At 45.1% G+C, this 14,453-nt stretch carries 10 protein-coding genes; 2 read left to right on the top strand and 8 right to left on the bottom strand.

Annotated elements, in window-relative coordinates; genetic code table 11:
• Positions 1-131: 131 nt before the first annotated feature.
• The 8 genes from lacD to BU202_RS09150 form a co-directional block, all read right to left on the bottom strand.
• Positions 132-1,130 carry a tagatose-bisphosphate aldolase gene (gene lacD / locus BU202_RS09185; RefSeq protein WP_075105485.1) on the bottom strand — a complete coding sequence of 333 codons (999 nt, stop codon included), beginning with the start codon at positions 1,128-1,130 and terminating at the stop codon, positions 132-134.
• 59 nt (positions 1,131-1,189) lie between these two features.
• Entirely contained in the window at positions 1,190-2,344 is a 1,155-nt protein-coding gene (gene nagA / locus BU202_RS09180; RefSeq protein WP_075105484.1) for an N-acetylglucosamine-6-phosphate deacetylase, read from the bottom strand.
• A 257-nt stretch (positions 2,345-2,601) separates the two neighbouring features.
• Positions 2,602-3,705, bottom strand: a complete 1,104-nt coding sequence (gene alr / locus BU202_RS09175; protein ID WP_075105483.1) for an alanine racemase — start codon at positions 3,703-3,705, stop codon at positions 2,602-2,604.
• Entirely contained in the window at positions 3,686-4,057 is a 372-nt protein-coding gene (gene acpS / locus BU202_RS09170; protein ID WP_075105482.1) for a holo-ACP synthase, read from the bottom strand. Before acpS ends, alr begins: the two co-directional genes overlap by 20 nt.
• Before the next feature lie 74 nt (positions 4,058-4,131).
• Positions 4,132-6,657: a preprotein translocase subunit SecA gene (gene secA, locus BU202_RS09165; RefSeq protein WP_075105481.1), complete on the bottom strand. Its 2,526-nt coding sequence runs from the start codon at positions 6,655-6,657 to the stop codon at positions 4,132-4,134.
• 139 nt (positions 6,658-6,796) lie between these two features.
• On the bottom strand, positions 6,797-7,741 hold the full coding sequence (manA, locus tag BU202_RS09160) for a mannose-6-phosphate isomerase, class I (RefSeq protein ID WP_075105480.1): 945 nt from the start codon (positions 7,739-7,741) through the stop codon (positions 6,797-6,799).
• A gap of 146 nt (positions 7,742-7,887) precedes the next feature.
• Positions 7,888-8,769 (bottom strand): fructokinase ScrK, encoded by an 882-nt coding sequence (scrK, locus tag BU202_RS09155; RefSeq protein WP_075105479.1) that lies wholly within the window; start codon positions 8,767-8,769, stop codon positions 7,888-7,890.
• Positions 8,770-9,181: 412 nt separating this feature from the next.
• Positions 9,182-11,113, bottom strand: a complete 1,932-nt coding sequence (locus BU202_RS09150) for a sucrose-specific PTS transporter subunit IIBC (RefSeq protein ID WP_075105478.1) — start codon at positions 11,111-11,113, stop codon at positions 9,182-9,184.
• 223 nt (positions 11,114-11,336) lie between these two features.
• Here BU202_RS09150 and BU202_RS09145 point away from each other — a divergent pair, with 223 nt between their 5' ends.
• Both BU202_RS09145 and BU202_RS09140 read left to right on the top strand, forming a co-directional pair.
• Entirely contained in the window at positions 11,337-12,791 is a 1,455-nt protein-coding gene (locus BU202_RS09145) for a sucrose-6-phosphate hydrolase (RefSeq protein WP_075105477.1), read from the top strand.
• Positions 12,772-13,734, top strand: coding sequence for a LacI family DNA-binding transcriptional regulator (locus BU202_RS09140; RefSeq protein ID WP_075105476.1), 963 nt, complete (start codon positions 12,772-12,774; stop codon positions 13,732-13,734). The genes BU202_RS09145 and BU202_RS09140 overlap by 20 nt, the downstream gene beginning before the upstream one ends.
• Positions 13,735-14,453 lie beyond the last annotated feature (719 nt).

Raw genomic sequence — 14,453 nt, 5'->3', positions numbered from 1 at the left:
TCAATAGTATACCATCATTTTGAAAAACATGAAAAACGAGCATATATCCCCTTGTATCTAGCTATTTTCAGGTAAAGACAGAACAAACGCAAAACTCCAACTCTTCTGTGACAGAGTTGGAGTTTTGTCTTTTATTTTACTTCTACCTTATCCAGCCATGAGCTTGCAGTCGTTTCAAGAACGCTATTGAGTTCTTCCATATTCTGACGACCTTGGTCTGCCAACCATGCCTTGGCTGCTGCTTCACCTTCTTTGGCAAAGACTGCAACTGCATCTTTCCAAGTTGCACGACCACATAGCACTCCGTTAAAGCTAGAACCTGCTTCTTTCGCCACGACCAATGTTTCTTGGAAGAGTTTAGCAGATACCCCTGCACTCAAGAAGATAAATGGCAAATGCGTTGCTGCTGCTTGCTCCTTGAAATAGGCTTTGGCTTCCTCTAGGCTATAAACTGGCTCTTGATCGGTGTAACCTTCGACAAAGTTCATATTGACAGGCACTTCCACCTTCAAGACATCGGCATTGTAACGTGGCTTGCTAAATTCACGCATAGCTCCATTCACCTTGTGTGGTTTCAAGGCTGCATATTCACGGGAAGTCACATCCATGTCGCTCGCATCATAGGTCAAGATTTCCACAAAGTAAGGAATATCTTCTGCGATACACTCGCTACCGATGCGTTCCACCCAAGCATGCTTGATGTCATTGATTTCTGGCTTGTCATCCACATCATAGTAGAGCAAGATTTTGACAGCATCTGCCCCTAATTCCTTGATACGTTTTGCAGACCAGTTTGGAAGCAAGTCAGGCAAGCGACCTGGGGTTGAGGCATCATAACCGGTTTTTTCATACGCTGCAATAAAACCACAATCTGGATGACGCAATTCAGCCGCGGGCACCCCGTACTCGGCATCCAACAAGATAGAGCTTGCATACTGGGTTAGATCACTTGCGATGACTTTTTTGAAATCCACCAAGATGTCATCACCAAAATCAGCATCTGCTGCCGCTGACAAGAGACGCTTCAAGGCACCGCGTTGGTCAATCGCAAGGGCTGCAATCACTTTTTCATCATTTGATAGACGAACAAGATGATCGTATTTTGCCTGTGAAAGTTGTAATTTTTCCATTATCTTCCTCCTAGATAAAGTAGAATATAAGCAATAATAACTGGCCTTTCGCCAATAAACTATCCGTTGTTACTAAAACGTTTGACACCGTCCAAGTAAGTAGCCTGCAAGTGTCCCTTGTCATCAATGACGATGAAATCTGCTGCGCGACCTGTTGCAATTTGTCCACAGACATGATCGATGTTGACAGATTTTGCTGGCGCAAGTGAAGCCATCCGAACGGCATCTGGTAGGCTTGCTAAGCCCCATTCTACGATGTGTTCGACCGCTTGAATCAATTCTAAGATGGATCCTGCTAGGCTGCCATTGTGTTTCAAACGAGCTGTTCCGTCTTTGACCACCACTTCAAATTCACCGAGACGAGAATCACCTTCTCCTTGACCACCAGCCCGCATACAGTCCGTAATGAGGACTGTCTCCTCTACACCACGCGCATTCACAACAATCTCAACCGCTGCAGGATGCACATGGTGGCCATCACAAATCACTTCCGCAAAGACATGTTTCAAATCAAGAGCCGCACCGACCATACCAGGCTCACGATGATGAAGTCCGCTCATACCATTGTAGACATGGACAAAGATATTCGCTCCTGCTTCTACCGCTTTCTTAGCTTGATCATAGGTCGCATCGCTATGGGCAAGTGCAGTATGAATCTTTTTCTCGTTAGCAAAGTGGATAAATTCTTCCACACCCTCACGCTCTGGAGCAATGGCAATCTTGTTGACCAAGCCCGCAGACAAGCGATGCCAGTTGTCCAATTTCTCCACCGATGGGTCACTCATATACTTAGGATTTTGCGCTCCCTTGTATTTCTCTGTGAAAAATGGCCCTTCAAGGAAAATCCCTTGAATCTTGGCACCTGTTTCTTCCCCCGCATGGCGACCAATCGTTTCGCAGACCGCATCTAGATTCTCTGTCGAATCGGTCAAGGTCGTTGGCAACCAAGATGTTACACCGCAGGACAAGAGTCCTTCTGAAATCACCTTGATGCCTTCAAAATCATTATCCATGACATCATGCGACGCATAGCCGTGGATGTGGGTATCAACGAGACCAGGTCCAATGTGATAGTCTGCATAATCCACGATATCACCGTCTGGTTTTTCCGTTACAATCGCACCAAATTGACCATCATCTGTAATCTCCAGATAGGCATTTTCTACCTCCCTATCTGATAAAATAATGGACTTAGCAAAAATATAATGTGACATAGAGTCTCCTTTCATTAAAACTAGATTTTACTTGATTTAACATATTAACCTAAAACTGGTTATAACCTCTCCTATTATTGTACTCACCTTTTGCCCAATTGTCAAGTTATTTCTGAAACATCTGACACTTTCTCCTATAATAAACACACAACAAAAAGAACCTCATGTTGATTTTCTCATCAGGAAAAAGAGGACGTCCTACTCAGGAGATAAAAACAGCAAAAACCGACTATTTGCCGATGCAAATAGCCGTTTTCTTACTCATAATAGCGAGGTATGCGGTCAGACAAGGTGCAGACCACTTCATAGTTAATAGTCCCTAGGTAATCTGCCCAGTCCTGCACGGAAATCGTACCGTTTCCACTTTGACCAATCAGAGTCACAGGTGTTCCTAAAGCATACTTTTTCGGTAGACGTATGGTGATTTGATCCATAGAAACCCGACCGACAATAGGGCAGACTTCACCCTCGACTAAAAGCGCAAAGCCCTGCATGGCACGCAAAAAACCGTCCGCATAGCCAATCGGAACCGTACCGATATACTCCGCTTCGCCACTATGATAGGTCGCACCATAGCCGATACTGCTTCCCGCTTCGACTTTTTTGACATGGACTAATTCAGAGGTCAACTGCAAAGCTGGCTGAACGGGATAGAGTAAGTCTAGCTCATGCCCACTCGGATTGAGACCGTATATGACATTGCCCAGACGAACCATACTAAAAACTGTATCTGCATGCCAGATACTGGTTGCCGAATTGCTAGCATGAATGCAGGTAGGTAGTTGGTCTAGTGCCGCAAGCATGTCTTTAAATTGAGCAAGTTGAGTCTGAAACTGACTGTCGTCCTTTTCATCTGCTGTTGCAAAGTGGGTAAAAATGCCTTCGACTTGCACACCCTCATCTCTCAAGTCATTTATAGCCTGGTTAAGAGACTGGCAATCCCGAAAACCAAGCCGACCCATGCCTGTGTCCACTTTGATATGAACCGTCAACCCCTTCAAGGAAGTGCCACACTCAAGAAGGCTCGTCACCCATTCTAGGCTTGCAACTGTCAGCGTAATCTTTTCGGAAATGGCAAGTGGCACGACCTCTACTGGAACTACTCCAAGAATTAAAATTTGTCGAGAAATACCCCCCTGGCGCAATTCCAAGGCCTCATCCAAGTTGGAGACACAAAAACCATCGACTTGACTTTCTAGGCGACGTGCTACCGCAACTGCCCCATGCCCATAGGCATTGGCCTTGACCACCGCAAAAGCCTTGGTCTCTTCCGGCAAGTGACGCTTAACCTGCTCTACATTATATGAGATAGCTGACAAGTTGACCTGAATCTTTGTGGGTCTATGAATGCTTGCTTTCATCTACTTCCTCCAAAATCACACTGGCTTGCACGAAACCAGCAGAGTGACTAATACTGAGCCAAGCCTTGGCTCGAACAGGGGACTTGGCGACATAGGGCGCTCCCTTGTCATCTGTCAAAATTTCAATATCTTGAAATCCAACCTTGCCAATCCCTGTTCCCAATGCTTTAGCAAAGGCTTCTTTAGCAGACCATCGACCAGCTAGGTATTCCAGCTTTCGACGACCTTTCAACTGTTCAAATCGCCCTCGTTCATTTTCCGTCAAGACTTTCTCGACAAAGCGATCGTGTCTGTTCATGGCCGCTTCAACAGCAGCGATTTCTTGTAAATCTATTCCGTGTCCTATCATCATTTCTCAAAAAAGAAGTGAGAAATCCGTATTCGATTGAATACTGGATTCCCTCACTCCTCCCTCATATCTTCTTACTATACATGTTTGCGTCCATGACAGTTCTTGAATTTCTTGCCTGACTGACATGGGCATGGGTCGTTACGATCCACTCCTTCAAAGCTGACTTGCTCATTCGTAGCAGCTTGGGCAGGGACGATATTCTTGACAGCCGTTGTACGTGCTTCATGACTTGTCCGCTCCCGTTCAATATTGTCATGAATTTGGGCTTTCATCATGAGACGTGTTACATCGAACTCAATCGCAGCAATCATATCATTAAAGGTCGCAAAGGCTTCTGACTGATACTCTACAACTGGATTGTTTTGTGCATATCCACGTAGGCTAACTGCATTGCGCAATTGATCCATCATATCGATATGGTCTGTCCAGCGATTGTCCACTACGCGAAGAATCAAAACTTTTTGGAACTCACGTACACGGTCTTCATCGCGTAACTTGGCTACTTGACTGTCGTAGACTTCCAAGGCACGGTCGTAAAGGTCTGCTATGATTTCCTTATCAGACTTGCCTTCCAAGTCAGTGAGGCTGATAGACTCTTCTGGAACAAGATTGAGCTGGGCAAAGTTCAAAATAGCTTGTAGAGCTTCACTACGCTTACTTACCTTGTGATCCGCCACTTGGCGTTCAATCGTCCGCTTGATCATCGCCTTGATTTCTGGAGCTAAATCACGATCCGCAGTAATCACATCTTGACGTTGACGGTAGATGATTTCGCGTTGCTCACGCATGACATCGTCATATTGAAGGACTTGTTTACGAGAATCGTAGTTGTTTCCTTCAACGCGTTTTTGGGCAGATTCCACTTGGCGGGTCAACATCTTAGACTTGATGACAGATTCTTCTTCGGTCAAATTCATACGTTCCATGAAGGCCTTGATACGCTCTGATCCGAAGCGTTTCATCAAATCATCTTCTAATGAGAGGTAGAATTGAGATTCACCTGGGTCTCCTTGACGACCTGAACGTCCGCGGAGCTGATTGTCAATCCGACGGCTTTCATGGCGCTCTGTACCGATGACACAAAGTCCACCGAGTTCACGGACACCAGGGCCTAATTTGATATCTGTCCCACGTCCCGCCATGTTGGTTGCAATGGTAACTGCACCGCGTTGACCGGCGTTCATAATAATTTGCGCTTCACGATAGTGGTTCTTGGCATTCAAGACCTCGTGGGGAACACCTGCCGCCACCAAACGTTTTGAAAGGTAATCCGAAGTCTCTACCGCAACGGTACCGACTAGGACAGGCTGACCTTTTTCATAACGCGCCTTGACATCTGCCACAACCGCATTAAACTTATACTCCAAACTTGGGTACAATAAGTCTTCATGGTCAATACGGGCAATCGGACGGTTGGTTGGGATTGGAACCACACGAATGTTGTAGATTTCTCTGAATTCTTCTTCCTCGGTCTTACCAGTACCTGTCATACCCGCTAATTTGCTATACATACGGAAGAGGTTTTGGTAGGTGATAGAAGCACTGGTTTTTGATTCGTTCTGAACTGGCACACCTTCTTTAGCTTCAATTGCTTGGTGCAAACCATCCGAATAACGACGACCTTCCATGGTACGACCCGTAAATGGATCGATAATCATGACCTCTTGCTCCTCATTTACGAGGTAGTCAATATCGTAGGTCATGATATAGTTGGCACGAAGGGCATTATCAATGAAGTGAGTCAGTGCTACATTTTCAATGTCATATAGATTCTTCAATTTGAAGAAGCTCTCTGCCTTGTCAATTCCAGAGTCAGATAGACTGATGGTTTTTGATGGAACATCGATGATGTAATCATCCTCATCCAATGATTTGACCAAGTTGTCTGCTAGGAAATAGAGTTGGTTGGTTTCAGAAGATGTTTGACCAGATACAATAAGCGGTGTCCGCGCCTCGTCGATCAAAATCGAGTCTACCTCATCGACCAAGGCAAAATTCAAGGGACGTTGTACCATGTCCTCCGCACGGACCACCATGTTATCACGAAGGTAGTCAAAGCCGATTTCTGAGTTGGTTGAGTAGGTAATATCGCAGTTGTAGGCTTCGCGTTTTTCAAGAGAAGATTTAGCCGCTAAGTTAATCCCTACAGACAAGCCGAGCCATGAGTATACTTCACCCATTTCTGTCGCGTCACGGCTCGCCAAATACTCATTGACCGTGACAACGTGCACACCCTTACCAGCCAAGGCATTGAGGTAAACTGGCATGGTTGCTGTCAGGGTTTTTCCCTCCCCAGTACGCATCTCTGGCACATCCCCATGGTGAAGAACGATCCCCCCCATAATCTGAACAGGATAAGGATAGAGACCAAGTACCCGTTTAGCAGCTTCACGGACAACCGCAAAGGCTTCGTATAGAAGGTCATCAAGAGTTTCACCCTTGTTGTAGCGTTCTTTAAATTCTGCTGTTTTGGCCTGCAATTCCTCATCGGACAAGGCAGCCATTTCATCTGCATAGGAAATGACCTTGTCGGCCATCTTTTCTAATTTTCGTAATTCACCTTTATCGTTTTCGATAATTGTTTTTAAAATATTTGCCATTTTATTCCTTACTTGTATCGATTCTTTTTTGTGTTCTTTTCATTATAGCATGTTTCCCCTCTACTTTCAAGAATGAGCGACAGATTAAACCGATGAAACACCTGCTTCATCGGCTCTGTTTAAAATCGATTTTTCATCCTTACGGGTGGCTGCTAATCATTTCCAAGTCTTGCCCTTTCAAGGTCCAGTCCTTGACATCGTTTGGCAGGATAAAATGATCTCCCTTGGCGATTGGATAACTTTGCCCGTCCACACCAAGTTCTCCTTGACCAGACAAGACACTCACCAAGTAGTAATCTGCGGTTTGCTTCAAGGCAACCTGACCTGTCAGGTCCCACTTATAGACGCTGAAAAAGTCGTTGGCAACAAGCAATGTCGAGCGCAAATCATCTGCATGTAAGGTCACAGGTCGGCTATTTGCTGGCTCACCGATTGTGGTGACATCAATCGATTTTTCCAAATGCAGTTCTCGAAGATTTCCCGCATCGTCCTTGCGGTCAAAGTCATAGACGCGGTAGGTCGTGTCGCTTGACTGCTGGGTTTCTAAAATCATGATGCCTTTTCCAATGGCATGGATGGTCCCACTCGGTACATAGAAGAAATCGCCAGCCTTAACAGGAACTTTCTGCAACAGGCCGTTCCAGTCTTTTTTCTCAATCTTCTCACGGAGTTCTTCTTTGGAGAGAGCCTTGTGACCGTAGATAATTTCCGCGCCTTCATCGGCTGCTAGAACATACCAGCATTCGGTTTTACCAAGTTCGCCTTCGTGTGCCAGTCCATAAGCATCATCTGGGTGGACTTGCACGCTCAACCAATCATTGGCATCTAAAATCTTGGTCAAGAGCGGAAAGACTTCTTCTGAACGACTGGCAAAGAGTTCGCGGTGTTCACGGTACAAGTCATCCAATTTCCAGCCTGCATAGGCACCGTTTTTAACGGTTGAAACCCCGTTTGGATGAGCCGAAATTGCCCAATATTCTCCTACGTGATCGCTCGAACTTTCATAGCCAAACTCATCCCGAAGTTTGGTTCCGCCCCAAATTTTTTCCTGCATCACAGATTGCAAAAATAATGGTTCTGCCATAATGATTCCTCGTTTCTATTTCTTATTGCTATCATAGCAAAAATAGCCTAGAAAAGCCAATGTCCTTCAAAGATTTCTCAAAAAAGAAGAGAAAAAACTTGTATTGTTAGAAAAAAGAGCTGGACTCAAGTCCAGCTCCGTAAATCTTATTTTTCAGATACCTGTTTAGCCAAGGCAAAGTTGCCGAGGGTCGCTGAACCATTTTCAGCTACCGCTGGTGTCACGATGTACTCTGTCACATCAGGGGTTGGTACATAGCCATTCATCAAGGCTGTGAATTTATCCCGCACACGCTTGAGCATGTGTTCTTGTCCCATAACACCGCCACCAAAAACGATGACTTGTGGGCGATACATCAAGGTTGCTTGTACTGCCGCTTGAGCAATGTAGTAGGCTTGAACATCCCATACGTCAGAGTTTTGCTCGATCAATTCACCACGTGTTCCTGTACGAGCTTCCAAAGACGGACCTGCCGCCAAACCCTCTAAACAGCCCTTATGGAAAGGACAGACGCCTGTAAATTCTTTTGCCACATCTTGCGGATGGAGCGCAACGTAGGTATGACCAGCTTCTGTATGACCTACGCCTCCGATAAATTCGCCATTTTGAATCGCACCTGCTCCGATTCCTGTTCCAATGGTGTAGTAAACGAGACTGTTCACGCCTTTACGAACGATGGCTTCTCCAAAAGCAGAAGAGTTCACATCGGTCGTAAAGTAAAACGGAATCTTAAATTCTTTTGCAATCAAGCCCAGCAAATCGACATTTGCCCAATGCGGTTTTGGAGTTGTCGTAATGTAGCCATAGGTTGCTGAATTTTGATCAATATCGATAGGACCGAACGAACCAATCGCAATCCCTGCTAGACGGTCCTCATAGCGCTTGAAAAATTCAACTGTTTTTTCAATTGTTTCATACGGCGTTGTCGTTGGGAATTGTGTCTTTTCAACCACTTGGAAATTCTCATCTCCAACTGCACAGACAAATTTTGTCCCGCCAGCTTCTAAACTTCCATACAATTTTGTCATCTTGTTTCTCCCTTTTGAAATCGTTTTATACCTAACAACTATCAACATCTATCCTTCTCGATATTTTCTTAGGTAGTGCGGACGTAAGCAACCTCTTTCAGAGTTTCATTACTCATTTTTGAGCCTCAGGTCTCAAAAATGCCGTTCTTAGCAATAGCTTTGCTATTGCTAAGAATTCCACTTACTACGAAAATATCAGCCTTAGGCTCACTTCATTCGCACTCCTATACATTCAAAAAGCTAAAAATAGGAAAGTTCAAACTGTCAAAAATTGATTATTGATACCTAGACCTAGCAAGCAAAACAAGGAGATATGTGAGCAGGATATTGTTGATTTTTGTAAAGTTTTATTCTACTTTATTATATCATAGTTTTAGGCGTAAGAAAAAGGCGAACCGCCTTTTTCACTAGATTATTTTGCAACTTTGATAAAGGCATCTCCGTGAGCAACTGTCGCACTTGCAAGAGCTTCAACTGCTACGAAGTCTGCTGTGTTTGTCACGATGACCATAGTGGTATCATCAAGACCTGCGGCTGCAATTTTGCTTGCATCAAACTTGGCAATCGGTGTACCAGCGGTTACTTTATCACCTGCGGCCACCAATTTTTCAAATCCATCACCTTCCATTGATACCGTGTCAATACCGATGTGGATAAGGATTTCAGCGCCGCTTGCTGTTTTCAAGCCATAGGCATGACCTGTTTCAAAAGCAATGGTCACTTCCGCATCTGCTGGTGCATAAACAACACCTTCAGACGGTTTTACCGCAAGACCTTTCCCCATAGCACCTGATGAGAAAACTGGGTCATTCACATTTTCAAGGGCAACCACTTCACCTGAAAGTGGGGATACGAGTGTTTCTTCAACAGATTCTGAAGCTACTTCTACTGCTTGAGCTGGCGCTTCTGGAGCTGCTACTGGCACAGCCTCTGCACCTTCTGCTGCAAAGACTGCGGCTGCTTTTGTTTTACCATAAGCAAATGTCAAGGCAAAGGCTACTGCAAAAGCAATCAATTCACAGACGATGTACATTGGAATAGAAGAAGCGTTGATAGACAAGAATCCAAGGAAGCCTGCTGCTCCAAGAGATACCGCAATCACGTGTGTCAAACCTGCTACAGCTGCTCCGACTGCTGAACCTGCTAGGGCACAGAAGAATGGGAAACGGTATTTCAAGTTTACACCAAACAAGGCTGGCTCTGTAATTCCCAAGAAGGCTGATACAGCTGCTGAAGAGGTCAAGCCTTTTGTTTTAGAATCTTTGGTCAAGAACCAAACTGCCAATGTTGCTGCACCTTGGGCAACGTTTGCCATTGAGGCAACGACAAAGATGAAGTCTCCGTAACCAGTTCCGTTTTCGTTGAAAGCTGTCAACAATTGAGTTTCAATCGCTGGGAATGATTGGTGAAGCCCTGTCATAACAATCAAGGAGTAAGTTCCACCAAAGACTGTCATACCAAGGAAGCCAGTTGTGTTATACAACCATACAATACCGTTTGTGATTCCATTTGATACCAACAACATTACCGGACCAATGACTGTGAAGGTTAGGAAACCTGTAATCATGACAGATAGCAATGGTGTAAAGGTAAAGTCAACCGCTGCTGGCAAGTGTTTGTGGAAGAATTTCTCCAAGATAGACAAGACCCATACAGCAGCCAAGACAGGAATAACTTGGTAGATGTAGCTTGTCTGAGCAACTTGCAGTCCAAAAATATCCCAGAAGACCTCTCCGCCACCAAGAGCTGGAGTAGTCATAATCATACCGATTGCAGCTCCTAGGAATTGGTTGGCACCAAAACGTTTTGCTGCTGAAATTCCGACAAGGATTGGCAAGAACATGAATGGCGCAGCTGACATGAGTTGAATCATTTCAGAAACACCTTGGATTGCTGGGAAAGTTTGCTCGATTGATTGAGGACCAAATAGACCTTCTGAAGTCAAGAAATTACGCAATGCCATCAACAAACCACCCGCTACAAGGGCTGGAATAATTGGGACAAAGATATCTGACAAAAGTTTAATCAAAGCCATGATCGGATTGAACTTCTGATCGCTAGCTGCAATATTTTTCAAGTCATCTGTCGAAACTTCTTTTAGACCAGTTTCTTTAATCAACTCTGCATAAACAAAGTTCACATCACCAGGTCCGATAATGACTTGGTACTGCCCTGATGCTTTAAATGTCCCTTTAACATCTTCGTGCTGATCCAAGGCAGCTTGGTCAACTTTTGAATCGTCTTTTAGAACCAAGCGTAGACGGGTTGCACAGTGTGCCGCTGCGACTAAGTTGTCTCTTCCGACCGCCGCAATGACGTCCTTGGCTACTTTATTGTAATCCATAAAGCACATCTCCTTTAATGCGTTATTTTTCATTTTTTGAAAGCATTTTCAAACTTTCTATGTTTCTCATTATACCATTTTTTTGCAATATGTCAAACGCTTGACATAAATTTTTATTATTTTTTATCTTTTGACGTTAAAACCTTGATTTTTGACAAGCAAACGTTTACTATATTACTATAACTATAGAAGAAATACGTACAACACTGTAAAAGGAGAACACATGGCCTTCACCACTGAAGAACGCTACCGTCCGTATGCGGACTGGTCAGCAGACTACATTGATACGATTAGAAACAATACCCAAAGCTCGCCTTGGAGGACCAACTTCCACATCGAAACACCTCACGGGCTCTTAAATGACCCCAATGGCTTTTCCTACTTTAATGGCAAATGGACCCTGTTCTATCAATATTTCCCATTCGGTGCTGCGCATGGATTGAAATCATGGGTTCATACCGAATCAACAGACCTGGTCCACTTTGAGCCAACAGGTACCATGCTCTATCCCGACACACCACTCGATAGCCACGGTGCCTATTCTGGCTCTGCCATGCAGTTTGACGATAAGCTCTTTCTCTTTTATACGGGAAATGTCCGCGACGAAAACTGGGTTCGCCACCCCTACCAAATCGGTGCCTTGATGGACACAGATGGGCAGATTCAAAAAATCGATCAGGTTTTGATTGAACAGCCAACCGACACAACCGACCACTTCCGCGACCCACAGATTTTCAACTTTAAAGGGAATTACTATACCATTGTCGGTGGGCAAAATCTCGATGAAAAAGGCATCATCAAGTTCTACAAGGCCGTTGACAACGACTACCTCAACTGGGAATACGTAGCTGATTTGAATTTTGACAATGACCTGACCGCCTACATGATGGAATGTCCAAATCTGGTCTTTATCGATGAAAAGCCTGTGCTGCTCTATTGTCCCCAAGGATTGGACAAGGCTGTCCTAGATTACGACAATATCTATCCGAATATGTATAAGATAGCCCAATCATTCGACCCAGAGACAGCAACCATGGTCAATCCAAGCCCTCTTGAGCAGTTGGACTACGGTTTTGAGTGCTACGCAACCCAGGCCTTCAATGCGCCTGACGGACGAGCCCTTGCCGTTAGCTGGCTCGCTCTTCCAGATGTCGAATATCCGACAGACCGCTATGACTATCAAGGGTGCCTCTCCCTCGTCAAGGAATTGACCATCAAAGACGGTAAGCTCTACCAATATCCCGTGGAAGCCATCACGAGCCTCCGCACGGATTCTCAAGCCTTTGCAGCAAAAGCCGAGACCAACAATGTCTACGAACTGGAAGTGACCGTAGAAGCAGACAGCAGCCTAGACTTGGTCCTTTTTGCAGATGCGAATGGCCACGGACTCAAGCTGACCATTGACCCAGCAAATGAACGAGTTTCCCTAGACCGTAAGGACTGTGGTGAAGCCTTTGCCCTTGACTTTGGCACAGAACGTCATTGCGAAATTGACAACCAGCCAACGACTGCCAACATCTTCATCGACAAGTCTGTCTTTGAAATTTTCATCAATAAAGGAGAAAAAGTATTTTCCGGACGCGTCTTCCCTCGCAAAGACCAGACTGGTATCGCAGTTCTAGCAGGGAAAGCAACTGGACATTACTACCCATTAGATTATGGTCGCAAAACTAACTGATGTCGCAAAATTAGCGGGCGTCAGCCCCACTACCGTCTCCCGTGTCATTAACAAAAAAGGCTATCTTTCCGAAAAAACCATCAAAAAAGTCACCGATGCCATGCGGGAATTGGGCTACAAGCCCAACAACCTCGCTAGGGGCTTACAAGGAAAATCCGCCAAGCTGGTCGGTCTCATCTTCCCCACCATTAGCAATATCTTCTACGCAGAACTGATTGAGCATTTGGAAAAGGAATTGTTCAATCGCGGCTACAAGGCCATTGTCTGCAACAGCCAGCACGATTCTGCAAAGGAGCGGGAATATCTCGAGATGCTCACCGCCAATCAGGTGGACGGGATTATCTCTGGTAGCCACAATCTAGGCATCAAGGATTATGACCGCGTATCTGCGCCAATCATCGCCTTTGACCGCAATTTATCCCCATCCACTCCCATTGTCTCCTCTGACAATTACGGAGGCGGGGTGCTCGCAGCCCAGACCTTGCAAAAAGCAGGCTGCAAACAACCGATTATGATTACGGGAAATGATGATTCCAATTCCCCTACTGGTCTTCGTCAGACAGGCTTTTCCAGCATCTTTCCACAGGCTGATATCTACCACATTTCGAGCGACTTCTCACCTGTGCGCAAGGAAATGGAAATCAGAAATATCCTCCAAACCAGCCACGCAGACGGAATCTTCATTTCAGGAGATTTGACGGCTATGCTGGTCTGGAATATCGCCCAATCCTTGGGGCTATCCGTTCCCCAAGACCTCAAACTGATTGGTTATGACGGAACTTACTTTATCGAGACCCATTATCCCCAGTTAACCACTATCAAGCAGCCCTTGGCAGATATTGCCATTCTCATGGTAGACCTCCTCATTCTCAAAATTGAAGGAGTAGCCCTTGAGCAACATTATTCTCTCCCGATTAGCCTCTTAGCAGGTCGAAGTGTTTGATAGTCTATTCCGTTTTTAACAAAGAAGAAGCCTAGCAGGCTTCTTCTTTCAAAATGTAGACAAATCCAAGATCTATTTAAACAAGTTAAAAAGCTCTACTCGATTTGCCGATTTTCGCGAGCGGAGCGAGCCTCATCAGATACTTTTCGCTGTGGTAAAAGTAGGGAGTGGGATAAAAATCGGTGATTTCGTAGAAATCGATTATCCTCGCTCCTTTGTTTCTGGGCTCGGGCTAGGGAGTGGGACAGAAATCGGTAACTCGTAAGAGTTCGATTTCGTAGACCTCGCTTTCTAATTTTTAGGCTCGGGTATCAACAGTCACTCCCCTGACTGTCAATACCCCGCAAGTTGACTAGCTTTCACAATCAAGAATTGTGGAAGGTTGGAAATAAGGCTAGCGAACAATTCTTCGCTAGCCTCTTCTAATAGAATGTTGATTTATCAACGTTTTACAAACCAGACAACTACTGCGTCAAACTGTTAAAACCATAAAACGTAAGGAGATAAGGGACTTTTGTCCCAGCCTTTACTCCGCAGGAAGTCGCTACCGTCCGCACCACCTAAGAAAAGTATCATAAAAGAACTTTTTTTCAATCATGACCACCCGTCTAACGGGTGGTTTGAACCGGGGCTATAAGCCCACATTCCCAGCCAGCGCCTAAAGACGCTGGCTTTCACTTTGTTCAAGCCTCACTGCTCTTGACTCGTCACCAGCCTCT

Source organism: Streptococcus cuniculi (assembly GCF_001921845.1).
Taxonomy (GTDB): domain Bacteria; phylum Bacillota; class Bacilli; order Lactobacillales; family Streptococcaceae; genus Streptococcus; species Streptococcus cuniculi.
This window is presented reverse-complemented; position numbering and strand designations above follow the sequence as displayed.